Annotated in this window: 23 protein-coding genes and 1 tRNA gene; 5 read left to right on the top strand and 19 right to left on the bottom strand. The window is 67.0% G+C overall.

The features are described 5' to 3' along the window. Window positions 1-11: 11 nt before the first annotated feature. The 6 genes from HNQ52_RS13040 to HNQ52_RS13015 form a co-directional block, all read right to left on the bottom strand. The gene (locus HNQ52_RS13040; RefSeq protein WP_183961593.1) at window positions 12-440 is read right to left on the bottom strand and encodes a molybdenum cofactor biosynthesis protein MoaE; all 429 of its coding nucleotides are present in this window, start codon (window positions 438-440) and stop codon (window positions 12-14) included. Beyond that, entirely contained in the window at window positions 437-676 is a 240-nt protein-coding gene (gene moaD / locus HNQ52_RS13035; protein ID WP_183961592.1) for a molybdopterin converting factor subunit 1, read from the bottom strand. The genes HNQ52_RS13040 and moaD overlap by 4 nt, the downstream gene beginning before the upstream one ends. Next, window positions 673-1,170 (bottom strand): cyclic pyranopterin monophosphate synthase MoaC, encoded by a 498-nt coding sequence (gene moaC / locus HNQ52_RS13030; RefSeq protein WP_183961591.1) that lies wholly within the window; start codon window positions 1,168-1,170, stop codon window positions 673-675. The genes moaD and moaC overlap by 4 nt, the downstream gene beginning before the upstream one ends. A gap of 123 nt (window positions 1,171-1,293) precedes the next feature. Continuing rightward, entirely contained in the window at window positions 1,294-2,364 is a 1,071-nt protein-coding gene (gene moaA / locus HNQ52_RS13025) for a GTP 3',8-cyclase MoaA (protein WP_183961590.1), read from the bottom strand. Continuing rightward, on the bottom strand, window positions 2,364-3,134 hold the full coding sequence (locus tag HNQ52_RS13020) for an MBL fold metallo-hydrolase (protein ID WP_183961638.1): 771 nt from the start codon (window positions 3,132-3,134) through the stop codon (window positions 2,364-2,366). Before HNQ52_RS13020 ends, moaA begins: the two co-directional genes overlap by 1 nt. Then, window positions 3,131-3,913, bottom strand: coding sequence for a 3-deoxy-D-manno-octulosonic acid kinase (locus tag HNQ52_RS13015; RefSeq protein ID WP_425486498.1), 783 nt, complete (start codon window positions 3,911-3,913; stop codon window positions 3,131-3,133). The genes HNQ52_RS13020 and HNQ52_RS13015 overlap by 4 nt, the downstream gene beginning before the upstream one ends. A gap of 39 nt (window positions 3,914-3,952) precedes the next feature. Here HNQ52_RS13015 and HNQ52_RS13010 point away from each other — a divergent pair, with 39 nt between their 5' ends. Continuing rightward, window positions 3,953-5,029, top strand: a complete 1,077-nt coding sequence (locus HNQ52_RS13010) for a glycosyltransferase family 9 protein (RefSeq protein ID WP_246387804.1) — start codon at window positions 3,953-3,955, stop codon at window positions 5,027-5,029. Here HNQ52_RS13010 and HNQ52_RS13005 read toward each other — a convergent pair. From HNQ52_RS13005 to HNQ52_RS12975, 7 genes are all read right to left on the bottom strand, one after another. Then, complete coding sequence (locus tag HNQ52_RS13005) at window positions 5,005-5,412, bottom strand: DUF6165 family protein (protein ID WP_183961589.1); 408 nt, start codon at window positions 5,410-5,412, stop codon at window positions 5,005-5,007. The genes HNQ52_RS13010 and HNQ52_RS13005 overlap by 25 nt on opposite strands. Before the next feature lie 452 nt (window positions 5,413-5,864). Further along, complete coding sequence (locus HNQ52_RS13000) at window positions 5,865-8,657, bottom strand: phospholipase C/P1 nuclease family protein (RefSeq protein ID WP_183961588.1); 2,793 nt, start codon at window positions 8,655-8,657, stop codon at window positions 5,865-5,867. 310 nt (window positions 8,658-8,967) lie between these two features. Further along, the gene (locus HNQ52_RS12995; protein WP_183961587.1) at window positions 8,968-9,969 is read right to left on the bottom strand and encodes a hypothetical protein; all 1,002 of its coding nucleotides are present in this window, start codon (window positions 9,967-9,969) and stop codon (window positions 8,968-8,970) included. Window positions 9,970-10,175: 206 nt separating this feature from the next. Further along, window positions 10,176-10,796 carry a site-specific integrase gene (locus tag HNQ52_RS12990; RefSeq protein ID WP_183961586.1) on the bottom strand — a complete coding sequence of 207 codons (621 nt, stop codon included), beginning with the start codon at window positions 10,794-10,796 and terminating at the stop codon, window positions 10,176-10,178. Window positions 10,797-10,887: 91 nt separating this feature from the next. Beyond that, on the bottom strand, window positions 10,888-11,424 hold the full coding sequence (locus HNQ52_RS12985; RefSeq protein WP_183961585.1) for a DUF6538 domain-containing protein: 537 nt from the start codon (window positions 11,422-11,424) through the stop codon (window positions 10,888-10,890). A gap of 83 nt (window positions 11,425-11,507) precedes the next feature. Further along, window positions 11,508-11,597, bottom strand: a tRNA-Ser gene (locus HNQ52_RS12980). A 113-nt stretch (window positions 11,598-11,710) separates the two neighbouring features. Continuing rightward, window positions 11,711-14,137 carry a caspase family protein gene (locus HNQ52_RS12975; protein ID WP_183961584.1) on the bottom strand — a complete coding sequence of 809 codons (2,427 nt, stop codon included), beginning with the start codon at window positions 14,135-14,137 and terminating at the stop codon, window positions 11,711-11,713. A 269-nt stretch (window positions 14,138-14,406) separates the two neighbouring features. On the opposite strand from HNQ52_RS12975, the gene HNQ52_RS12970 reads away from it, so the two are divergent. Then, a complete protein-coding gene (locus HNQ52_RS12970) occupies window positions 14,407-15,108 on the top strand; it encodes a Stp1/IreP family PP2C-type Ser/Thr phosphatase (protein ID WP_183961583.1) in 702 nt (233 codons plus the stop codon). 33 nt (window positions 15,109-15,141) lie between these two features. Here the strand turns inward: HNQ52_RS12970 and HNQ52_RS12965 are convergent, their stop codons facing one another. The 6 genes from HNQ52_RS12965 to HNQ52_RS12940 all read right to left on the bottom strand — a co-directional run bounded on the left by HNQ52_RS12965 (window position 15,142) and on the right by HNQ52_RS12940 (window position 19,238). Further along, on the bottom strand, window positions 15,142-15,390 hold the full coding sequence (locus HNQ52_RS12965) for a Txe/YoeB family addiction module toxin (RefSeq protein WP_221282067.1): 249 nt from the start codon (window positions 15,388-15,390) through the stop codon (window positions 15,142-15,144). Between the two features lie 11 nt (window positions 15,391-15,401). After that, the gene (locus tag HNQ52_RS12960; RefSeq protein WP_183961581.1) at window positions 15,402-15,644 is read right to left on the bottom strand and encodes a type II toxin-antitoxin system Phd/YefM family antitoxin; all 243 of its coding nucleotides are present in this window, start codon (window positions 15,642-15,644) and stop codon (window positions 15,402-15,404) included. Between the two features lie 78 nt (window positions 15,645-15,722). Beyond that, window positions 15,723-17,192 carry a protein kinase domain-containing protein gene (locus HNQ52_RS12955; RefSeq protein WP_183961580.1) on the bottom strand — a complete coding sequence of 490 codons (1,470 nt, stop codon included), beginning with the start codon at window positions 17,190-17,192 and terminating at the stop codon, window positions 15,723-15,725. Between the two features lie 133 nt (window positions 17,193-17,325). Continuing rightward, window positions 17,326-18,054 carry a DNA polymerase III subunit epsilon gene (gene dnaQ, locus HNQ52_RS12950; RefSeq protein WP_183961579.1) on the bottom strand — a complete coding sequence of 243 codons (729 nt, stop codon included), beginning with the start codon at window positions 18,052-18,054 and terminating at the stop codon, window positions 17,326-17,328. A gap of 39 nt (window positions 18,055-18,093) precedes the next feature. After that, complete coding sequence (gene rnhA / locus HNQ52_RS12945; protein ID WP_183961578.1) at window positions 18,094-18,552, bottom strand: ribonuclease HI; 459 nt, start codon at window positions 18,550-18,552, stop codon at window positions 18,094-18,096. Continuing rightward, complete coding sequence (locus tag HNQ52_RS12940; RefSeq protein WP_183961577.1) at window positions 18,549-19,238, bottom strand: class I SAM-dependent methyltransferase; 690 nt, start codon at window positions 19,236-19,238, stop codon at window positions 18,549-18,551. The genes rnhA and HNQ52_RS12940 overlap by 4 nt, the downstream gene beginning before the upstream one ends. A gap of 140 nt (window positions 19,239-19,378) precedes the next feature. Here HNQ52_RS12940 and gloB point away from each other — a divergent pair, with 140 nt between their 5' ends. The 3 genes from gloB (at window position 19,379) to HNQ52_RS12925 (ending at window position 22,185) form a co-directional block, all read left to right on the top strand. Beyond that, a complete protein-coding gene (gene gloB, locus HNQ52_RS12935; RefSeq protein WP_183961636.1) occupies window positions 19,379-20,146 on the top strand; it encodes a hydroxyacylglutathione hydrolase in 768 nt (255 codons plus the stop codon). Then, entirely contained in the window at window positions 20,143-21,324 is a 1,182-nt protein-coding gene (locus tag HNQ52_RS12930) for a transglycosylase SLT domain-containing protein (protein WP_183961576.1), read from the top strand. The genes gloB and HNQ52_RS12930 overlap by 4 nt, the downstream gene beginning before the upstream one ends. A gap of 75 nt (window positions 21,325-21,399) precedes the next feature. Next, window positions 21,400-22,185: an enoyl-ACP reductase FabI gene (locus HNQ52_RS12925; RefSeq protein ID WP_183961575.1), complete on the top strand. Its 786-nt coding sequence runs from the start codon at window positions 21,400-21,402 to the stop codon at window positions 22,183-22,185. Window positions 22,186-22,329: the final 144 nt, after the last annotated feature.

Below are 22,329 nucleotides of genomic sequence, written 5' to 3'. Positions count from 1 at the left end.
CGTCGCCACGCTCAGCGCGGCGTGCGGTCGGGATGGATCCACCCCGCATCGCCATCGACGTAGCTCTCGCGCTTCCAGATCGGCACGCGCTGCTTGATTTCGTCGATCACGTAGCGGCATGCGGAAAACGCCGCATCGCGGTGTCCCGCACTCACCCCGACCCACACCGCGATATCGCCGAGTGCGAGCGTGCCGGTGCGATGCACGCATGCCGCCGCGACGAGGTCGAAGCGCGCGCACGCTTCCGCCAGCACGCGCTCGCCCTCGGCCTGTGCCAGCGCTGCGTAGGCTTCGTACTCCAGCCCGCGCACCGCGCGCCCCTGATGGTGGTCGCGCACCCAGCCCTCGAACGTGACGCAGGCGCCCGCGCCGTGCGATTCGAGCGCGCGTCGCAGCGCCTGCGTGTCGATCGGCGCCGCGCTGATCGCGAACCGGCTCATCCGCCCGACACCGGCGGCAGGAACGCGACCTCCGCACCGTCGCGCAACGGCGCGTCCCAGGGCGCGAATTCGCCGTCGAGCGCGGCGCGCAGGCGATCGGCCGGCAGCGCGAAGCCGTGCCGCGCGCGCAACTCGTCGTACAGCGCGCCCAGATCCGCCGCGCCGGTGTCGACTCGCTCCCGGGCCACGCCCGCCGCGTCGCGCAGGCTCGCGAAATACAGCACGTCGATCTTCATGCCGCCGCCTCCGGGCCGACGTCGCGCCTGCCGCCGCGCTTGGCGAGCAGGCGCGTGTCCATGAGCACGATCTCGTGCGACAAGGCCTTGCACATGTCGTACACCGTCAGCGCCGCGACGCTGGCACCGGTGAGCGCTTCCATTTCGACGCCGGTGCGGTGCTCGGTGCGGACGCGGCACTCGATGGACAACGTGACGGCGTCGCTCCAGTCGATCGCGAACGCGATGCCGTGGATCGGCAGCGGATGGCAGAACGGAATCAGTTCGTGGGTGCGCTTGACGGCCAGCGTGCCGGCGATGATGGCGGTGTCGATCACCGAGCCTTTCGCCACGCGCAATGCCTCGTCGCGCAGATGCGCGGCGACATCGGGCGGGAACCGCACGCGGGCGCGGGCGGTCGCCGTGCGGCTGGTGACCTGCTTGTCGCCGATGTCGACCATCGCGGGACGCTGCGCGGCGTCGATGTGGGTGAGGCCAGGTGTTTTTGTCGTCATCTGTCTGGAGTCTGCGAGACAAGCAAGAGCAGGAGCCGTCCCAACCCTTTCCGCGTCGAAGGGGAAGGTCTTTCGAGCAAGCGCTGGGCGAAAGCAACATGAGTCGCGTGCGGGTGCATTTTCCTAGCCGCCGATCGCATACATTTCGACGTGGCGGGTAATCCCCGCATCGCGCTGGGCCTGGCGGACTTCGCTGTAGCGATCGGTGCGCTGCGTCCACAGGCCGGCGATGCGTTCGCCGAGCGCGGCGTCGTCGCCAGCGGGCGTGCGCAGCAACGTGCGCAGATCGTGGCCGTCGCCGGCGAACAGGCAGGTGAAGAGTTTTCCGTCGGCCGAGACGCGTGCACGGTGGCAGTCGCCGCAGAACGGCGCGCTCACCGAGGAGACGAATCCGAGTTCGCCGGCGCCGTCGGCATAGCGATACCGTTCCGCGACTTCGCCGCGGTAGCCCGGCTGCAGCGCCTCCAGCGGCCAGCGCGCGTGGATGCGCGCGTGCAGTTCGCGCGAAGGCAGCACCCGCTCCGCGCGCCAGCCGTTGCAGGTGCCCACGTCCATGTATTCGATGAAGCGCACGATGTGGCCGCTGCCACGAAAGCGTTCCAGCAGCGGCAGCACGTCGTCCTCGTTGACGCCACGCTGCACCACGCAGTTGAGCTTGATCGCGGCGAACCCTGCCGCCTGGGCCGCCTCGATCCCGTCCAGCACCGCGCCGATGTCGCCGCGCCCGCCGGACAGCTGCGCGAAACGCGCCGGATCGAGCGTGTCCAGGCTCACGGTGAGCCGCCGCAGCCCGGCGTCGCGCAGCGCCCGCGCGTGGCGTGCGAGCAGGCTGCCGTTGGTGGTCAGTGCAAGGTCGTCGATGCCGTCGATGCGCGCAAGCCGCTCCACCAGCTGCGGCAGGCGCTTGCGCAGCAGCGGTTCGCCGCCGGTCAGGCGCAGTTTGCGCAGCCCCAGCGGCACGAAGGCGCGCACCAGCCGCTCGATCTCGTCGAACGACAGGCGCGACGCGCTGTCGCCGATGTCGTCGCGCGGGTATTCGTCTTCCGGCATGCAGTACGGGCAGCGGAAGTTGCAGGTTTCGATCACCGACAGGCGCAGGTCGCGCAGCGGACGGCCGAGGCGATCGAGCGGCGGCACGTCGGCCGGCGCGGAGGGCCCGGGATGCAGCAGCCGCAGTGGGATCGCGGTGGTCATCAGGCGACGTCGCCGCCCGGCGTGCGCGGAGGCGCAAGCGCGAACCGGTCGCCCGGCCGCGCCACGCGGTAGCCGCGCGCGCGCAGCGTGTCGCCGTCGGTGGCGGAGGCGTAGTGGTACAGCACGACGCGGTCGAGCAGCGCGCGCGGATATTCGCGCTCGAGATCGTCGATGCCGCTGTGCGAAGGGTTGCCCACGAGCGCGCAATCGTGCGCCACCAGGGTGGAATCGTCGGTGAAGCGCGCGAGCGTCTCCGGAATCGGCCGCGTGTCGCCGGTGTAGACCAAGCTGCCGCGCAACGCGAGCCCGAACGCCGTGTCGGGCGCGTGGTGCCGCACCGCGAACACGTCGAACCACAGGCCCGCGTGCCAGAACCCGCGCCGGTGCGGGATCAGCCGGAACGCGTCCCAGTAGTTGACGCCGCCCTCGGCCAGCACGCCGGGATAGTCGGCCACGCGCTGCTGCAGCCACGGCACCAGCGCTGCCGGAACGTACAGCCGGCAGCGGCCGCGGCGCGCGGCATCGAAGTACAGGCGCACGAACAGCCGCTCCATGCCGGCGACATGATCCATGTGCGTGTGCGTGATGAACACCGCGTGCGGCGGTTCGCCGTAGTGCGCAAGGTACGCGGTGAGCGCTTCCTGGCCGCAGTCGACCAGCAGCAGCGGCGCACCGTCGCGTTCGATCACGACGGAGGACGAGCCCAGCTCCACCGCGTTCGCATTGCCCACGCCGAGAAAGCGCAGGGCGTAGTCGGGCGCTGCCGTCATCGCGCCGCGCCTTCCGCGGCGGTGGCGTCGCCGCCGGCATCGACGTACGCGCCGAGCAACGCCGTCCAGCGCGCGCTGCCGCCGTCGACCTCCGCGCCGAGCTTGTGCAGCGAGCGCCGCAGGCGCAGCAGGTTGGTCTGCTGCCATGCCGCGTCCGGCGCGCGCAGCCGGCCGCGGTCGAAGTCGATGATCCAGACGGTTCCGCGCGCATCGATCAGCACGTTGTGCGCATTGAGGTCCGCGTGCCACACACCGTCGCGGTGGAACCGCGCCAGCGTGCCGCCCACCGCCGGCCACGACGCGGCATCGGCAAAGGTTTCGGCAAAGGTGCGCGCGTCGGGCACGAGTTCGGTGAGCAGATCGGCACGGTAGGTCAGGCCCGCGCGACGGTAGCCGGCGGCGAGCGGACGCGGCACCGGCAGATCGCGCTCGACCAGGTTCGCGAGCAGGCGAAACTCGCGGAACGAGCGCGTGGCGTCCTCGCCGTGCCACGGGTACCGATCGCGCACCAGGCGCGCGACGAGCCCGCCGCGGCGATAGTGCCGCAACACGCCGTCGCCGAATTCGCCGCTGATGCGCCACACCGCGCCGCGGCCGCCGCGCGTGGCCACCGGCGCGCCGGCACGATCCCAGCGACGCGGATCGAACAGCGTGGCGTCGGCTTGTGCCAGTCGCGCGGCGTCGAACAGAATCGCGCCGTCCGCCGTCTCCACGCGCGCCGGCGCCACCGGCACGAAGGCCGGACGCGGATCGGCGCTGGGGGGGCGGGCGTGGGGCATCGATGGCACAGTGCGGGAATCGCTCCGGAGTGTAGCAACTTGAATCCAGCCCCGACCCCGCCCGGAAGTCTGTGCCTGCTGCGCCTGTCCGCGCTCGGCGACGCCACCCATGTGGTGCCGCTGGTGCGCACGCTGCAGCGCGCATGGCCGCAGACCCGCCTCACCTGGATCATCGGCAAGGGCGAACGCGCGCTGCTCGACGGCCTGCCCGGCGTGGAATTCGTCACCTTCGACAAGAAATCCGGCCTTGCCGGCGTGCGTGCGCTGTGGCGGCAACTGGCCGACCGCCGTTTCGACGCGTTGCTGCAGATGCAGCTGGCGGCGCGCGCCAACGTCCTGGCGCTCGGCATCCGCGCCGACACGAAGATCGGCTACGACCGCGCGCGCAGCAAGGAAGGCCACGGCCTGGTCGTCGATCGCCGCATCCCGCCCGGCGGTCATCATGTGCTCGATGTGCTCGGACGCTTCGCATTGCCGCTCGGACTGACACAGGACCGCGTCGAGTGGGACCTGCCGGTGCCGCAGGCGGCGCGCGACTGGGCGGCGGAGCAGTTGCCCGGCGCCCAACCCACGCTGATCGTGTCGCCGTGCTCCAGTCACGTGCTGCGCAACTGGCGCGCGGAGCGGTATGCCGCGGTGGCCGACCACGCGGCACGCGTGCACGGCTACCGGATCGCGCTGTGCGGCGGCCGCAGCCGGCTCGAGCGCGACACCGCCGATGCCATCCTCGCCGCGATGCGCGAGCCTGCGATCGATCTGGTCGGTCGCGACACGCTCAAGCAGCTGATGGCCCTGCTCGAACGCGCCGCCATCGTGCTGAGTCCGGATTCGGGCCCGGTGCACATTGCGAACGCGCTCGGCACCAAGGTCGTCGGCCTGTTCGCCTGCACCGACACGCAGCGCTCCGGACCGTACTCGGACCTGCGCTTCTCCACCGATCACTACGACGCGGCGGCACGCAAGTTCCTGCGCAAGCCCGCGTCGGCACTGCGCTGGGGCAAGCGCGTGGAGTTTCCCGGCGTGATGGACCTGATCGAAGTCGACGAAGTCATCGACTGCATCGACCGCTGCACCGCGTTGTTGCGCGGCACTCAGCCGGCGGCGGCGCCGCGGTAGTCCCGGTACGACTTCTCCTCGACGTAGGCCGACCCCAGCGCCAGATTGATCTCGCGCTTGATGCGCGCGCGCTCGTCGTTCTCGAAATACACCGACCGCGCCAGCTGCACGAACGCGTCGTCGAACTGCTGTTTCGATTCGAGCACCCGGATGTCGTCCTCGATCACCCACAAGCGCTCGTTGACGGCCTTGAGGTCCGCGCGCAGCTGCGCCAGATCGTGCCCGGCGGCCGGATGCGCCATCCACAGTTTTTCCAGCGCCGTGAGCTCGTTGCGCACGTTCGCAAGCTTGGCCGCATCGGTCATGCGCTCGGACTTGATCTGCAGGATGGCGATCTTGTCGAGCAATTCGCCGAAGGAGACGGGAGCGAGGATTTCGGACATCGGAGCGCTTCGCTGACGAATGGAGCCGACAGTCTAGGGCATCGAAAATCCCGATTCCCGCCAAAAACAAGAAAGCCCCGCAGTGCGGGGCTTTCCTGTCCGATATGGCGGAGAGGGTGGGAGACCGTACGTCCCCCGCCCCACCCCCAAAATCTGGGCACATGGACCACGGTCGGAGTGAACTCCTGAGTGGACCAAGTGCCAAGTCTACCATTGCGACGCTTCGACCCCACAGACTGACGGAGGGTCTGGGGAACGGTCAGGTTCGTTCCGGACAAGTCCGCATACGCACCCCTCGCCAAGACAGACTCTCAGCCGATACAGCGGGGGCAGGCGATGGCGCCTTTTCGGTTCGTTGACTCCTTCCTCGTAGATGTGTACCAGACCGGCTCGGGCCCGGTACGTTCGTCATAGCCGGTTACTGCTCTTTTGACTCGCGTGAGCGACGTGAGTCACAACGACAGAAGCTGCTCTTCAAGTCCGAGAATCTCTTCAAGATTGACCGTCCAGCCGGTGAGAAGCAACGGGCAAGGTGTCAGGGAGGTATTCCAGTAGTTGGAAGCGACATTTTGAACTGGGGGAAGAGCAAAAGCCGGGAGGCTCCCCGCATCAGGGACGGGCGACGGTGCGACGCTGTTGGTGAGGTAGATCGGCTGCGCCACCTTCCCTCCGGCTAGGCCTCGACGTACCAGAATAGGCTCGACGCACCAGATAAATTCGGAGTTACTCGGCGGCGTGGTCGGACAGGAAGCCAATGGCGCGGACGCCAGAGGATAAGGAGCGGTTGCCAGTCCGATTCGCTCCTTGTTGGCTTGATTGATTGTTCCACTCACGCCGATTGCTGGCGGCTCGTAGACGATGGGAGGCTGAGGGTCGAAGAAACTAGGATTCCCGCGCAGAATGACGTTCTCCGACGCAACAGGCTTTGCCGGGATTACTGCAAAACGCATGTATCCTGCCGGCTCGGGGAAACTCATCGCCGGGCTACCGAGGCTGTTGTACTGAATCAGCACCGTGCGGTCGGCTCCGACGCCCGCGCAGAATTGAAAATTTTTGACAGCTTTTCTGTACACACCGGTGGAGCCGACAGCACTGGCCCACGCACCATTCTGATTGTAGTAGTCGGTGTTGTTCCAGAACGATACAAACATGGGCTCGCGCGCATCGTAAGTACCCAAGGCGATTCCATCCGCCTCCTCGCCGAGAGGGCCACGATAAACCACCTGGATGAACAAGTCGGTGGCGTTGACGGGAATCGGGTCAGCGGTGAAATCAAACATCATGTCCTTAAACGAAGCGCCCGACCCTGTGCCGAAATCACCAGGTGCAACGGACACTGCGGCCGACACGGAAATCTCATCATAATGGGTCCGCGATCCGGTCGTGGGACAGTTGACGGGCGGCTGTAGCGTTCCGTTGAGCGGCATCGTCACGCGTCGCTCCCCGGACATGTCAGGTTGGTAACAAGGATTTCGGTGATATCTCGCAATCGCCACCATTCGACCAGACGACGGGCCATTCGAGCCCCCGATGGTCTGAGAATACGTATTCTGAGTGCCGCTTTCCAAGATATCTGATGTGCTGTTCTTCACCCGTAGCCGAAGCTTTTCAAAGCCGAAAATTTCATTGTTGTCGGTCCGGCGCGGGTAGCCGTTTGAGTCGACCGAATGTGCCACGCCCTGGTCGACAACCGCAAGAACCCGTTGTGGCGGAGCTTGAATTTCAAGCGTACCACGGAAAAAATGATTCACCAACCCAGCCGAGTAAGCGATGGCGCGCGGAAGAAGGTTGTCTTGGTTGCATTTGTACGTGTCGAACGACAGTGATGACATCGGAAGAGCAGCAGAAGAAACGGCTTGGAAATCACTTAACGCTGACACTGAGAGCACGGGCAACTTACCATTGATCTCGCATGCGTCAGGGTGTGTCGGCGCTACGAGGTCGGGTACCTCATGATACAGATTCATTCTCTGCAAGGTTCCGTAGCCAGGCTGAACTACGGTGGCGCCGTACCCCAGAGTGAATCCGGGGTCCGTCAAGTCTTGCGGCGGGAAATCGTAGTCGTCGCTCTGCCCCGGCTTCGTCCCGTCGCTGTAATAGCCACGATTGCTGTAATCAGCGAGGCCACGCCGTGCTTCGACCGAGAGGTCGCTGCTGCGTGTGGTGAAAAATTTTAACGGGGTGCTGAACTTCGGAACTGGATAGTTGCCCGCCGCCGGCGGACTCGTTAGGCCAGCAGCCGGTTGCGCATTGACCATGTTTCGGAATATTCGATGAAAATCCCCGCCTGTAGTCGCGAGATTCCCGGTGACCCGGAGGTTGGCGAACGCTTCCATCATCCGGCGGTTCTCGTCGGTTCCGAAGGGATGGTTGCCGGGAGGGTTGTGACGATCATTCCGAGTGTGCTGCGGCTGTGCGGTGTCTTGCAGCAGGTGGACGGTGTGACCAATCGATTTCAGACTCGAGTTCCAATAGACGCGTCGCAGGCCTGAGTCTCTTGCCTGAGCTACGGCGTACTGAGCTGAGTTAGTAGCGGCCGACTTGAACGTAAGCGCCTGCCACAGATGCTCGCGTGCGTCGTTCCAAGAAAAGTGATTTCTCCGATTTTGCATTGGAGAGAAGTTTGTAGAAAAGGCGTCTGTAGTTCCCAGTGCCCAATCGACGGACTTATAGCAAGGCTGACTCAAGACGAAGTTACAGCCAAGAGGGATTGTTAATCCACGGTCATTAATGGGATCGTAGAAGTGGTTGAAGACACGAAAAATATCGCCGTGGGGATCGGCATCGCGCAGCTCCTGACCGGCTTCGTCGTGAAGAAGGTCATCCTCTCTGACAGCGCCCCGAACGAGGGCAGCCCCAACAGTATGCGGCGTCAGGAAAAGCCCATTGGTCGAATTCGGATCAGCCGGGCCAGAGGTGTAGACGAACCGTTGTCGCTCGTAGGGCGTCGGCGGACGATGATAGATGGGATTTAAGTAAGCGTCACTACTCTGACCAAAAAGTGGATCCGGCACTACATCGAGATAGGCATCTCGAGACCCAATGCTTGGGAGTTCGTAAAAGACTTGAAAAGGCTGTTGTTCTACAAGCCGGTCAAAACCCAATCGCGTGCGGAGCTCGCCTGATGCGAGGTCGGATCTTAAGTATCCTTGATGCATGATCCAAGCGTGGGTCTCTATTTCATACGCAGCAGCCGCTGCGGGCACCATCAAGCATGAGATGAAAATACGCCGCATCCACTTCATCGGGTTGCTCCTGAATGGGGTTGTGAGATTGCAAACCAGACCAGCAGGATGTACCAGGGCACCAGGGATAGGTGCGTGGCCCAGATGATCCAGTAATCCAGTGTCTCTAATCTGTGAGACGATTTTTTTACGAGGGCGGCAATGGCGCGCGCCATTGCTATCGTGACGAGCACGAATGCCGGAAGGCACGCGATAAGCAATGCGGCCAACCAACCCAAGCCAGGAATATTCGCAGGCATGTCACTCGCTGACGCCAGTCCCGGCGTCACCAACGTGGTGAAGCAAAGCTGCCCCGCGACAACCTTAGAGCTCAGAGAGAGGAAATTCGCCATACGCCATCCGCCTCTCGGATAAATAGGATGGGATAGCTGTCAAACGTGCCAGGGGTACCGGTGACGGGACGAGCAAGCGTCAGCTCTGCCGTGTCAGCTCCAATCGTGCCATCGATGATCTCACCCAGTTGGGAGGCAACCGACGCACCATTGTTGCCCAGCCCCAACGTGAAGGCTTCGAGCTCAGCTCGCGCCTCTTCGGTGAACGCTTCAAGCGCAGCCGAATACTGATGCAAAGAAAGCTGCTCACGGTAGGTTTCGAAGACTTTGCACAAGGTGTAGCGGGTGCGTTGCAGATCTTCGCCCAAGCTCCACCGAGACATGGAGACAATGACTTGGGGCGTCGCCAACGCACCGTCATCGAGTGTGACTTCCACGCTCGCTTGAAAAAGCCCCGGATGCCGGTGAATCGTGCTCAGGTTCCAGTTTTGATCGGAGTTTAGGCCAGTGTCGAACTCATACGTACCGTCAGTGCGGTAGTCAGCACGCACTCTGACAATCTGCTGACTCGAACCCGACAAGGAAACGTCGAAGCGGGTTGAGAAAGGCGCGTAATCTCCCGTCATTGAAGCAGACAGGTGGGCCGGTGCGGCAAGATTTGGATCATACGTTACCGTTCGCGAGACTGACAGCGGTGCGGCGCCGGGAGGGGTTAAGACCACCGTAATCGTGTTAAGGCCTGGGCTCAGTAATACGTCTTGACTAAGGAAGTAATCGCCGCTTTGGAGCGAGGCTAACCCGTTCACTGACACGCCGGTGTTGGGCGGGCCCTCGTAACGACCCCGCACTTGCAGTACTCGATTGCCCACGGTCGCCCCGTTTGCAGGATAGGCAACACTGAGGTCGGGGGTCGTGTTTTCGGGAGGCAGAATTGCCCAGCCCGGCGAGGGATTAAACGAACCTCCTACACCGCAGGTGGGGGGTGTTGCAAAAGCTGTACCGACGGCGCCCAAAAGCAACGCCATGAGAGCCACTCGCATCTTCATCTCCTTAGGTTTGCGAAACGAGAACTATCCAAGAAGCCAACGAAAGCTCAGCAGCTTCTTGCAATAGGTAGTGCCGACCGCACGGTCGCATTCGAGCGGCGCCCCCACGTGGGAAGCTGAAAGCGTTCTTCCAAGGAGCGATCACAGTCCGTCGCGAACGCATCCAACAATATCGACGAAGCAACCTGACTTTCGCCGCTTCATCGCCCCCGAGCACTGGCGCCCCGTATGAACATGCTTCCCCAGAAGCGTTGAAACAGATAACCACTAAATCGTGCCGTACGCCAGCCCACACATGTGGGGAGTGTGATCGCCTTCGCAGATATGGAAGGTGAAGTGTTCGAGCTGTACCCGGGCGAGCCCTCGTGAGAGGGCCTTCCCCATTTTGGTGTACCAAACGCGCTCAATGCGCCCACTTGAGCCTGATGCTGCGAGGACATTCCACAGGGCAGCCTGACTTCGGGAGTGTCGTCGCGCCTGTGTGACCCCTCATCTGTCACCCGCAGGCACCACACACCATCGTCGTCGGTGAAGAAATCGTCCAGGCGCAGCTGGCCGACCTCCGTTACGCGCGCGCCAGTGTACAGGCCCACGAGAGCACCCCAGCGGGTCTGCTCGTTGACCTTCTCCAACGCCTCAGGCGCGTAGATACGTTTGACCTGGTTTGGGGTAAAGGCCTGAAATCCCAGCTTGCGACGGTGCCGCTTCTCCGTGGTCGAGAACTTCACCTGGCCTGCCGCCGGGTTGTCGCCCATCGGGAAGTAACCGGCACCTTGCGCCCACGCAAAGCAGGCTTTCAGGTAGCTGCCCTTGTTGAACATCGTGGGCGTGGCGAGGCCTGAGTTGCGCAAGCTCTGCATCCACTCAGCGACATCCGTGCGTCACCGCACCGAAAGGTTCGGCCTCGCCATTTCAGCGCGCGAACCCCAATACCGCCGCCCGCTTCTGCGACCGGGTTTTGTCCGGCATCGTGTTGCTGTCGAGCGTGAGCAGATATTTGCGCGCGGCCTCGCCTAGGCTGATGCCGTTGGCCACCGGTGCAGGCTTGGGCTGTGCAGCCGAGAACTGCCCGGGATAGGTCGGCTGCGGATCGGTGCCCAAGACCGTGCGCAGTGCCTCCATCGCCCGCGCGTGGTCCTCAGGACCATCAGCACGCAGCTTCACGCCACTGGGCAGCGCCAACTCGTATTCGCGCACCTGACCGGCTTGCGCCGCCCTCAAAATCTCATCGAGAAATGGGAGCTTGTGCATCGATTGCGCTCTGAAGGCGGCGAAGGCCGCAGCATAGCGCGCGCCATACGCATACGCCCGGGCTACACCGGCGTCCCGAGTACGAAGCGAAATCTTGACGACCCGGCGACCCACCGCCTCGAACAGGTCGCTTGGGACCCTCAAACGGAAATGGTAGATACCGGAAGGATGGCGCAGAAGATGGTGAGCAAGACGCATGGGCTGGCGGACCAACCTGCTGGACCATGCGCCTTGCTCTCAACCCGACGTCGATGACTGAAAAATCAACGTCTTGCTGTGTATGGCGGAGAGGGTGGGATTCGAACCCACGGTACGCTTACACGTACGCCTGATTTCGAGTCAGGTACATTCGACCACTCTGCCACCTCTCCGGTGTGTCGCACCCCGTCCGCGGCAGTGGGCGGAAGGGCCGCGCATGATACGCGGGGCGCACCGGGCAGACAAGCGGGCGGTGCGGCGGCGTCCGCGCCGCACGCCGCGGCCGTCAGCGGGAGGCGACGGCGACGCGGCGGTCGCGCGGGAGGAAGAAGAATTCGCCCGATTCGTGCCCGGCGTAGCGGATCGGCGAGTATTCGGGCGATTGCGGCACCGGCGAATCGATCGCCGACAGCGCGAGCGCGGTGTTGATCTCGCGGAACAGGCGCTGGGCTTCGAGCAGGCGGTTGTTGTCTTCGAGCACGTTGAGGAAGGCGCGGGCGAAGTAGCTGTGCTTGCCGCTGCCGGTGTCGGGCACCGGTTGCACGCCGCCGGAGGTGAGCGCGGTGCGCGAGCGGCCGCCGGCCATCGCCTTGACCCAGGCGGCCCAGGCATCGTCCGGCATCACGGTGTTGTCGAACGTGGCGACGGCCGAGCGCGTCATCGCGCCGGCGTAGCAGGAATCGGCCACCACCAGCACATGGCGCGCGCGCATGGTGTCAAGGATGGCGCTGATCGCGGCGTTGGAGATCCAGGTCTGCGGCGCGGACGGCTGGCCGTCGACGGGAATCCAGTAGCCCTGATCGCCATCGCTGCCGAGTTCGCCGTGGCCTGCGTAGTAGACGAGCAGGTTGTCGTCGGCGGTCAGGTCTTCGCGCAGCGTGTTGAGCGCGGTGAGGATGTCCAGGCGCGTGGCGTTGAGCAGCAGCGTGGTCCTGTAGCCGTAGCGCTGCTTGAGCGTCTGCGCGACGGCCGTGGCGTCGTTGACCGCGCTGGCGAGTGCCGGATAACTCGAGGTCTGGTAGGTGTTGTTGCCGATGACCAGGGCGTGGAACGTGCCGAGGTCGACGCCGTCGGGCACGCTGCCGGCCGGCGCGCCCGCGGATGCGGCCGGTGCCGGCGCGCCCGCGGCCTGCGGCACGATCATGAATTCCAGTTCGGCACTGGCGCCGCGTGCGTCGACCGCGGCCACCTGCACCACGGTGCCGCCCGCGGCCACGTCGACGCGGCCGCGGAACACGCCGCTGGCGGCGAGATCGGCCGGCGCGCCGTTGAGCGTGATGCGGTCGATGCCCTGCGGCGCCGAGACCTTGCCCACCACCTCGTGCAGCCCGGGTGCGCTGCGCAGCACGGCGGCGGGACGGCCGCGCGTGGCGGTGATCGGCGGGTCGATGATCTCGAGCGTGGGCAGCGTCCCGGCGAGCGATCCCCCGGCCGCGAGCGTGCCGGTGCCGATGCGCCGCTCCAGCGACGCGATGCGCTCCTGCTGCTCGCGGATCTCCGATTCCTTCGCGGTGAGCTGGTTTTCCAGCAGTTTCATCAGCTGCCAGTCTTCCTGCTTGCGCCCGTCCGATTGCGCCTGCAGGCGATCGATTTCGGCCTGATACGCCGCACGCTGCCGGTCGAGCAGGGCCTGGTTGGCGGCGAGCTGTTGCTGCAGCGTTGCAGCGCTCTGCTGCGCGGCGGCGACCGCCTCGGACAGCTGCGAGGTCTGGGCACGGATGTCGGCCAGCATGGCCTGGCTGTCGGCGGCCGGCGTCGTGCTGCCGGCCAGCGCTGCCTCGCGCTGGCGCAGTTCGGTCAGGCGCTGTTCCGCCCGCTGTGCCCGCAGCGCCGACTCCTGCTGCTGCGCGCGCAGCCGCGCCGATTCGCCGTCGATATCGGCCGAGCGTGCGTTGAGGTCGGCGCGCAGGCGGTCGAGCTCGCCGAGGTCCGCGCCGGTGGCCGCACGCACGTCGTCGAGCCGTGCGCGCGTCTGCTGCAGTTCGAGCTGCGCCGTTTCCAGCGCGCGGCGGCGTTCGCCGAGCTGGCGCCTGAGCTGCTCGTTTTCCGCGCGCAGGTCCGCGCTTTCCTGCGCCTGCTGCTCGACCGTCTGGCGCAGGCCGGAGATTTGACGGTCGCGTGCTTCGAGTTGCACCTGCACGGTCGACGCAAAGACGAGTTCGTCGCCGGTGATGCCGGATGCTGCGCGATAGAGATTCAGCGCCTCGCCGAGATTTTTCTCGACGCCCAACCCCTGCTCGTACAGGTAGCCGAGGTTGATCCGCGCGCGCTTGTCGCCCTGCTCGGCGGCCTTGCGGAACCAGCTGGCGGCCATCGCATGGTCCGGGGCGGTGCCCAGACCCTTGGCGTAGATTTCGCCGACGTAGTTCTGCGCCTGTGCGTTGCCGGCGACGGCCTGGTCCATCCAGACGCCGAGGGCGGTTTGGTAGTTGGCTCGGTCGTAGGCCGCGTATTCGCCGCCGCGGATCTCGCAATCGGCCTGCACCGTGCGGATCGGTCGGCGTGCGCTCATGAAGTTGGCCTGGCGGCCGAGCTTGCGGATCTGCCCGGGCAGCAGGCAGTCGACCACCAGCAGATCCTCGGCGTTGCGCGCTGCGGCCGCGTGCGCCGTGGGCGGCACGGTCAGCAGGCCCGCGGCAGCCACCGGCAGCGCCACCAGCGCCGCCACCAGCACGCGCATCGGCGCGCGTGCGAATCCCCGCTTCAACGCCATGACGCGTTCCTCCCCGGAACCGGACGCCAGATCGTGCGCCGCCACTATACAACGCAGCCGCCGACCCGTTGCGGCCATCCTTTGCGTATGTAGTGCAATGCCGTCGTGAGGTGGCGACCGAACGGGGCTTGCAGAGCTTTCGGCCGGCGCGGCATCATGGCCCTCCTGCCGAGGGGAGGTCGTGCGGACCGGCCGGGCGCAGGCGCCAGCGCGCTCGACGTCCCGCCACCGCGTCATCGTCTCCTCGCACCCTCGGACATCGCTTCCGCATGATCGAATTCGGACATCTGAGTCACGTCGGCCTGCGACGCGAACACAACGAGGACACGTATTACGGCGACGGCCAGCTCGGCCTGTGGCTGGTGGCCGACGGCATGGGCGGACACGAGTTCGGCGAGGTGGCGAGCGCGCTGGCGCGCGACACCATCGTGCGCGAGGTGCGCGCCGGCAAGTCGCTGGCACAGTCGATCCAGGCCGCCGACGAGGAAATCATCAAGCAGTCGCGGCGCCGCGCCGAAGCGCTGCCGATGGGCACCACGATCGCGGCCGCGCGCGTGGGCAACGACCGCTTCGAGATCGCCTGGGTCGGCGACAGCCGCATCTATCTGTGGAACGACGGCCTGCGGCAGATTTCGCAGGATCACTCCTACGTGCAGGAACTGATCGACCAGGGCGCGATCACGGCCGAACAGGCGCGCAACCACCCGCACCGCAACGTGGTCACGCAGGCGCTGGGCGTCACCGATCCGCAGAGCCTGAAGGTGGAAACCATCACCGGCGAGCTCAAGCCCGGCATGCAGCTGCTGCTGTGCAGCGACGGTCTGACCGAGGAAGTGGACGATCGCGAAATCGCCAACGTGCTGACCAAGACCGACCTCTCCGCGCAGGAGTGCGTGGAGCAGCTGGTGATGGCGGCACTGGAAGGCGGCGGCTCGGACAACGTGACGGTGATTCTGGTGCGGCGGGTCTGATCGCGCGCGAGCGCTCTGCGCACCGACGCAACGTCACTCGTAGTGCGTCCACATGCACAACACCTTCACCGTCTTTTCGTCTTCGATGATCTGGTACACGAGGCGATGCTGGATGTTGATCCGGCGCGAATAGGTGCCGGCGAGATCTCCCACGAGCTTCTCGTACGCAGGCGGCGTCGTGTACGGGTTCTCGGCCATCAGTTCCAGCAGGCGCTGCACCTTGTCCCGGAGTCCGGCGGCTGCAAGTCTGGGTGCGTCCTTCTGCGCGTGCCGGGCGAACACGACACGCCACCTCACCAGCCTGGTGCCTCGGAGCAGCTGTCGATAGGTTCGGCGAGGCCTTCCCGCACCGATTCGGCAAGCCCCGGCACCGAAAGCAGGTGCAGGGTCTCCTGGATCGCGTTCCAGTCTTCTTCGGCAATCAGTACGGCGTTGCTTCGCTTGCCTGAAATGACGATGGGCCGGTGCGATGCGGCCGCCTCATCCAGCAGTCGATAAAGATTGGCACGTGCTTCGCTGGCGGTCAGCGTGGTCATGACAGCTCCTTCAATCGATGAATAACGTACGTCAAAACGTACGTTTTTGCAAGATTGGAGTGAGCCCGGATCCGACCGTCAACCGCCGCGCGCGGCCGCCTGCGCCCGTTCCACCAGCGCCTTCAGCTGGACGTTGTCCGGTTCGGCCTTGAGGCCGTCGGTGGCGAGATTGCCGCACACCGGCCACAGTTCGCGGTCGCAGAATCCGCGGGCCGAGTCGAGATAGAACTTCGCCACGTCCGCGAGGCCCTGCCGGGCGCGGGTGTTGGCCGGGTCCAGCGCCAGCACGCGGCGATACAGGTCAACCGCGTTCTCGCCCGGCGGAAACGTGAGACGACGGCTGAGTTCCTGTTTGGTGCCGTAGTCCCTGTACGTGTCGGCCTGCAGCAGCAACGCCGGAATCTCGCTGGAGCTCGCGTCGATCGGCTGCGGTTGCGTCACCTGCGGCGCGGGCGCGGACTGCGCCACGGGCTCGGCCGGAGGCGGCGAGATGCCAACCGGCGGTTTCGCCGCAAACCACCACCACGCCGCCACGCCCACCAGCACGCCGCCCGCAAGCGCGAACACCGGCAGCATCCAGCGCGGCGCGCGCGCCTGCGCCGGCACGCCGCGCACGGTGGCGCCGGTGCGGGCGCTGCGCGACTGCGTCATCGAATGGCGATTGCCGCCGGCATTGCGTCGCCGCACCACGCGCGCCCGGGCGATCGATGCGGCCTGCGGCGAGGCCGCGAGCAGGGTCTCGACCGCCTGCATGAATTCCTCGCCGCTGCCGACGCGTTGCTCGGGCAGCTTCGCCATCAGCGCGTCGATCAGCGGCTGCAGCCACGCATGCTCCGCCGACAGCGTCGGCACCGGCTGCGTGACGTGCATCAGCGCCACGGTGAACGGGTCGCCCGCTTCGTAGGGCGGGTGGCCTTCGAGCATTTCGAACAGCACCGCGCCGAGGCTGTACAGATCCGAACGCCCGTCGACGGCTTCGGCGCGCGCCTGTTCCGGGCTCATGTAGTCCGGCGTGCCGATCGAGGCTCCGGCCATGGTGGCGCCGGACTGCGCGTCCATCGCCTTGGCGATGCCGAAATCGGCGAGCACGGCCACGCCGTCGGCCTTGAACAGGATGTTGCCGGGTTTCACGTCGCGGTGGACGAAGCCCTTGGCGTGCGCGAAATCGAGGCCGCGCGCGATGTCGCACGCCACGTCCAGGGCCTCGCCCACGCGCATGCCGGCCTGGATCTTCTCGCGCAGCGTGCCGCCCGGGATGTATTCGGCGGCGAGGTAATACACGCTGCCGTACGAGCCGATGTCGAACACGGTCACGAGGTTGGCGTGGTTGAGCTTGGCCGTGATGCGGCCTTCCTTGAGGAAGCGCTCGGTGAACTCGGCGTTGGCGGCGAGCGCGGGCGCCATCACCTTCAGCGCCACTTCGCGGTCGAGCGATTCCTGCACGGCGAGAAACACCGACGCCATGCCGCCTTCGCCGATCGGCCGCAGGATGCGGTAGCCGGGAATGCGGACATCGACGGAGCGCAGCAGGACGGTGGTGTCGTTCACGGGCCGATGCGATGACGCCGCTGCGGGCGCGAGAGCCACAGATTATCCCCATTCGGGCGCGCCCGGGCAGCGTGGCCGACACCGAATGCGACCGCGCTTGCCGCATCGCGGCGACGCGCCGCCGTGCTGCGCCTCACGCCGGCAACGCGGGGGCGTCGGCCGCCGCGAGCGGCCACAGGCTGTGCCCGGCAACCTTCGCGATGCGTTCGAGCCGCGCGCGGTGCAGGGCCTCGTCCTCCGCGCTCGCGCAGCGCACGCGCGCCACCACCAGTGCAACGTCCGCCGGCGTGCGCGCCACCGCGCCGCGGCGGTCGTCCTGCGGCAGCGAGAAACCCAGGTCGCCCTGGCCCGAGGTGAGCGCGAGATACACGTCGGCGAGCAGCTGTGCATCGAGCAGCGCGCCGTGGAAATCGCGGTGCGAATTGTCGACATCGAAGCGCTTGCACAGCGCATCCAGGCTGTTGCGCTGACCCGGGAACCGTTCGCGCGCGAGCGACAGCGTGTCGAACACTACCGCATGCTCGCTCAGCCGCCCGTAGTGCGCTCCGCAGCGCGAAAGCTCGGCGTCGAGAAAGCCGACGTCGAAGGCCGCGTTGTGGATGATGAGTTCGGCGCCGCGGATGAAATCGAGGAACTCGTCGACGACGTCCTGCATGATCGGCTTGTCGGCAAGAAACTCGAGCGACAGGCCGGTGACTTCCTGCGCCCCGGGTTCGAACGCGCAGTCGGGCTTGAGGTAGCGTTGGAAGGTGCGACCGGTCGGTCGGCGTTCGACCAGTTCCACGCAGCCGATTTCGACCACGCGGTTGCCCTTTTCCCACGACAGTCCGGTGGTTTCGGTATCGAGCACGATCTGGCGCAAGCGGGGTCTCCGTGAAGATGGTGTCGAACGTCTCGCCGATCAGGCGATGCGCAGCAGTTCGGCCTGCGCGCGCGCGAGCAGGTCAACGCGCTCGTTGCCGGGATCGCCGCTGTGGCCGCGGACCCATCGCCAGTCGATGGCGTGGCGGCGTGCGGCAAGATCCAGGCGCTCCCACAGGTCGCGGTTCTTGACCGGCGCGCCACCGGCGGTTTTCCAGCCGCGCCGGATCCAGTTCGGCAGCCAGGTCATGATGCCGTTGCGCACGTACTGCGAATCGGTGTGCAGCACCACGCGGCACGGCCGGCTGAGCGCTTCCAGCGCCATGATCGCGCCCATCAGCTCCATGCGGTTGTTGGTGGTGTCGGCTTCGCCGCCGGCCAGTTCGCGCTCGCGATCGCGGAAGCGCAGCAGCGCGGCCCAGCCCCCGGGGCCGGGGTTGCCCAGGCACGCGCCATCGGTGTGGATCAGCACCGCCTCGTCCGCCGCCACCGCCGTCATCCGGACAGCATCCCGGGCTGCAGGCTCACGCGTGCGCGTGGCCGCGCCGCCACCGGCGACGCGATGCGCTTGCGCGCGAGCAGCACGTAGCCTGCGCGCAGCACGGTGTTGGGGAAGTAGCGCCCGAGCGGCGCGGCGCGGTCGGGTCGCAGCCAGGGCAGCAGCGGGCCGACCGCGTAACGCGACACCACGTCGAAACCGGCTTCGCGCAGCGCATGCACGCACGCGCCGCTGCCGAACGCGCGCGGGCCGCGGCGCAGCCAGCGCCAGCGGAACGGCGACCAGGGATTGAGTTCGACCACCAGCAGGATTCCTTCGGACGACAGCACGCGTTCGTATTCGAGCAGAAGATCGGCGCGCCTCGGGGCATCGGCGAGCGTGTGCAGCGCCACGATCAGGTCCACCGCATCGCGCTGCAATGCCAGGGCGTCACCCGGCATGCGCGCCTCGCCGTCCCAGCCGCCGCGCACGCGCGCCAGCGCGACGATCTGCTGCAGCAGATGCCCCGACAACGCCGCCGGCAGCGCGGCATGCGGGCGCAGGAACAGCCCGCGCACCCCGCGACAGCGCGTGAGCAACGGCGCGATCTGGCGCTGTTCCTCGCGCACCAGCGCCGCTGCCGTCGCCGTCCCGTACCATGCGTCGGCGCGGGCGTCGAGTTGACGGGCAGCAACTGCGACCGGCATGGTGCGCGCTCCGCTCTTCGGGGCGGCGAGTTTAACAGGCGGGCACGCCCGCGCCCGCGTGCCGTCGCCGCCGCGCAACCCGCCGCGCAGCACGCGCATCCATCCAACGCATCCACGGCACTGCACGACCCCTGCCCATGCTGACGCTGCGCGCCCTGCCCGCCTTCGACGACAACTACATCTGGTGCCTGCACGACGCTGCCGGCCGCGCGGTCGTCGTCGACCCGGGCGACGCCGCGCCCGTGCTGGCGGCCGCGGACGCCGGGCTGCGCCCGGTCGCGCTGCTGCTGACGCATCACCACAACGATCACATCGGCGGCGCGGCGCAGCTGCGCGAACGTTTCGCCATGCCGTGTTTCGCGCCCGACGATCCGCGCATCGAGAGCGCCACCGAGCGCGTCGGCGACGGCGACACGATACGCATCGAGGCGCTTGCCCTCGCCTTCACCGTGCTCGCCGTGCCGGGCCACACCACCAGCCATGTCGCCTTCCACGGCGCGGGCCGGGTGTTCTGCGGCGATACACTCTTCAGCCTCGGCTGCGGACGCCTGTTCGAAGGCACACCGGCGCAGATGCTGGCGTCGCTCGATCGCCTGGCGGCGCTGCCGGACGCGACGCAGGTCTGCTGCGGACACGAATACACGCTCGCGAACGGCCGCTTCGCACAGGCGGTCGAGCCGCACAATCCCGCGCTCGAAGCGCGCCTGGCCGAGGTGCGCGCGCTGCGCGACGCCGGCCAGCCGTCGCTGCCGGTGACGATGGCCCGGGAACGCGCGACCAACCCGTTCCTGCGCTGCGAAGTCGACGCGGTGATCGAGGCCGTGGCCGCGCACGAGGGCGCGCGGCCCAGCGACCGTCTGGCGACCTTCACCGCGCTGCGCCGCTGGAAGGACGGATTCCGCGCATGACCCGTTTGCGCGTCTTCGCTGTGCTCGCGTGCGGCCTCGCGCTGGCCGCGTGCCGGACGCTGCCGCCGCCGCGCGCGCCCGCGCCGGACGTCGCGTCGCCCGCGCCCGCGCAGGCAGCGGCCGCACCGGCGCCGCCGGCGCCGGTGCCGGCGCCGACCTGGTTGCAGCCCGAACCTGCGCCGCCGACGCGCGGCGCGATGCTCTTCGACCGGCTCACCGCACGCTTCGCCGATGCGCCGTGCGTCCGCGACCGTCTCGTCGAGCGCTGGCAGGGCATCTACGCGCGTTCGCCGACGCGCTTTGCCGCGCAGATCCAGGCCGTGCTGCCGCTCATGGCAATGGCGCTCGAAGAAGCCGAGCGTTATCGCCTGCCGGGCGAATTCGTGCTGCTGCCCATCGTGGAAAGCTGGTACCGGCCCGACGCCGGCAGCGGCAGCGGTCATGTCGGGCTGTGGCAGTTCGGCGCACCCACCGCCCGCGGCCTGGGTCTTGCGGTGCGCGGCGACTACGACGCGCGCATGGCCCCGTTCGCGGCGACCGACGCCGCGTTCCGTCATCTCGGGCAACTGCACAACGCGTTCGGCGACTGGAAACTTGCCAACATGGGCTTCAACGCCGGGGCTTACCGCGTGAGGAAGATCGTCGACAAGCACCCGGACGCGCGCGTCTCGGCGGCCGAACGGCAACCTCCCGGACTCTCGCCGATCACCTACGAACACGTCGCGAAGGTGCAGGCCCTGGCGTGCCTGATCGCGCATCCCGAACGCTTCGGCATCGAACTGCCGCGCGACGCACCGATCGTCCCGCTCGCCACCGTCACGCTGCCGCCGGGCGCGTCCACGCTGACGGCGATCGCACGCGCGGCCGATCTCGACCCGGTCGCGCTGGCGCGCCTGAACCCCGCGTTCCGGCGCGGCGTCGTCAGCGCACAGGCCGGGCGCGAGCTGCTGGTGCCCGCGGGCGATGCGGCGCGCTTCGACGCATTCGTGCTGCCCGCGGCCGCGACGCCGGCCCCGCTCGCCGACAGCGGCACGGACCAGCACATCGTGCGCAGCGGCGACACACTCGGCGCCATCGCGCGCCATTACCGCGTGCGCCTGGCCGACCTGTTGCAGTGGAACGGGCTGGGCTCGCGCTCGGTGCTGCGGCTGGGCCAGCGCATCAGACTCGTGCCCTGAACTGGAACGTTCGCGGCCGGGACGGCACACTAGCGATCTTGACGCCGTCGCGCCCGACGGCCACCGGAGGCATGCATGGGTTTCCTGCAAGGCAAGCGCGCACTGATCGTCGGAATCGCGAGCCAGCGGTCCATCGCCAGCGGCATCGCCGAGGCGATGCGTCGCGAAGGCGCGGATCTCGCGTTCACGTACCAGAACGACAAGCTCAAGTCGCGGGTGGAAGACGCCGCGCGCGAATGCGGCTCGGACATCGTGCTGCCGCTCGACGTGGCAGACGATGCGCAGATCGATGCCGTGTTCGACGCGCTCGGACAGCGCTGGGACGGCTTCGACATCCTCGTGCATTCGGTCGGGTTTGCGCCGCGCGAGGCGCTCGAAGGCGGCTTTCTCGACAATCTGACGCGCGAGAACTTCAAGATCGCGCACGACATTTCCGCCTACAGCCTCGCCGCACTCGCCAAGGCCGCGCGCCCGCACATGCAGGGCCGCCACGGCAGCATCCTCACGCTCAGCTACCTCGGCGCCGAGCGCGCACTGGCGAACTACAACGTGATGGGCCTGGCCAAGGCCAGCCTCGAGGCCTGCGTGCGTTATCTGGCGCTGAACCTCGGCCCGGAGGGCACGCGCGTCAATGCGATCTCGGCCGGCCCGATCAAGACGCTGGCCGCGGCCGGCATCGGCAACTTCCGCAAGATGCTCGGCCACGTCGAGGAGCACGCGCCGCTGCGTCGTAGCGTGACGATCGAGGATGTCGGCAACGTCGCGGCGTTCCTGTGCTCGGATCTCGCGGCGGGCGTGACCGGCGAGATCACCTACGTCGACGCGGGCTACAACATCATGGGAATGACCGGCGTCGGCTGATCGGCACTGTCACGGCTCTGGCCGCGCATGCGGCCAGCGCGCGCGGCGCGAGCGCGACAACGCCGTGCGGACGAGAAGCGGAGCGCGATCGAATCGCCGACCGCGCGGCGGGGGTGAACCCGAAGACGCTGCGCGGCGACCGCT

Origin of the sequence: Chiayiivirga flava (assembly GCF_014202825.1) — a bacterium.
Classification (GTDB): Bacteria; Pseudomonadota; Gammaproteobacteria; order Xanthomonadales; family Xanthomonadaceae; genus Chiayiivirga; species Chiayiivirga flava.
This window is presented reverse-complemented; position numbering and strand designations above follow the sequence as displayed.

Bases quoted from the DNA above. Each gene is read 5' to 3' on its own strand.
- HNQ52_RS12970 (WP_183961583.1), top strand. From the start codon at position 14,407: ATGATCGAATTCGGACATCTGAGTCACGTCGGCCTGCGACGCGAACAC.
- HNQ52_RS13005 (WP_183961589.1), bottom strand. From the start codon at position 5,412: ATGTCCGAAATCCTCGCTCCCGTCTCCTTCGGCGAATTGCTCGACAAG.
- moaD (WP_183961592.1), bottom strand. From the start codon at position 676: ATGAAGATCGACGTGCTGTATTTCGCGAGCCTGCGCGACGCGGCGGGC.
- rnhA (WP_183961578.1), bottom strand. From the start codon at position 18,552: ATGACGGCGGTGGCGGCGGACGAGGCGGTGCTGATCCACACCGATGGC.
- moaA (WP_183961590.1), bottom strand. From the start codon at position 2,364: ATGACCACCGCGATCCCACTGCGGCTGCTGCATCCCGGGCCCTCCGCG.
- moaC (WP_183961591.1), bottom strand. From the start codon at position 1,170: ATGACGACAAAAACACCTGGCCTCACCCACATCGACGCCGCGCAGCGT.
- HNQ52_RS13015 (WP_425486498.1), bottom strand. From the start codon at position 3,913: ATGCCCCACGCCCGCCCCCCCAGCGCCGATCCGCGTCCGGCCTTCGTG.
- HNQ52_RS12990 (WP_183961586.1), bottom strand. From the start codon at position 10,796: ATGTTCAACAAGGGCAGCTACCTGAAAGCCTGCTTTGCGTGGGCGCAA.
- HNQ52_RS12960 (WP_183961581.1), bottom strand. From the start codon at position 15,644: ATGACCACGCTGACCGCCAGCGAAGCACGTGCCAATCTTTATCGACTG.
- HNQ52_RS12925 (WP_183961575.1), top strand. From the start codon at position 21,400: ATGGGTTTCCTGCAAGGCAAGCGCGCACTGATCGTCGGAATCGCGAGC.
- HNQ52_RS12995 (WP_183961587.1), bottom strand. From the start codon at position 9,969: ATGCGAGTGGCTCTCATGGCGTTGCTTTTGGGCGCCGTCGGTACAGCT.
- HNQ52_RS13040 (WP_183961593.1), bottom strand. From the start codon at position 440: ATGAGCCGGTTCGCGATCAGCGCGGCGCCGATCGACACGCAGGCGCTG.
- HNQ52_RS12940 (WP_183961577.1), bottom strand. From the start codon at position 19,238: ATGCCGGTCGCAGTTGCTGCCCGTCAACTCGACGCCCGCGCCGACGCA.
- HNQ52_RS12975 (WP_183961584.1), bottom strand. From the start codon at position 14,137: ATGGCGTTGAAGCGGGGATTCGCACGCGCGCCGATGCGCGTGCTGGTG.
- HNQ52_RS12930 (WP_183961576.1), top strand. From the start codon at position 20,143: ATGACCCGTTTGCGCGTCTTCGCTGTGCTCGCGTGCGGCCTCGCGCTG.
- HNQ52_RS13000 (WP_183961588.1), bottom strand. From the start codon at position 8,657: ATGAAGTGGATGCGGCGTATTTTCATCTCATGCTTGATGGTGCCCGCA.
- HNQ52_RS12985 (WP_183961585.1), bottom strand. From the start codon at position 11,424: ATGCGTCTTGCTCACCATCTTCTGCGCCATCCTTCCGGTATCTACCAT.
- HNQ52_RS13020 (WP_183961638.1), bottom strand. From the start codon at position 3,134: ATGACGGCAGCGCCCGACTACGCCCTGCGCTTTCTCGGCGTGGGCAAT.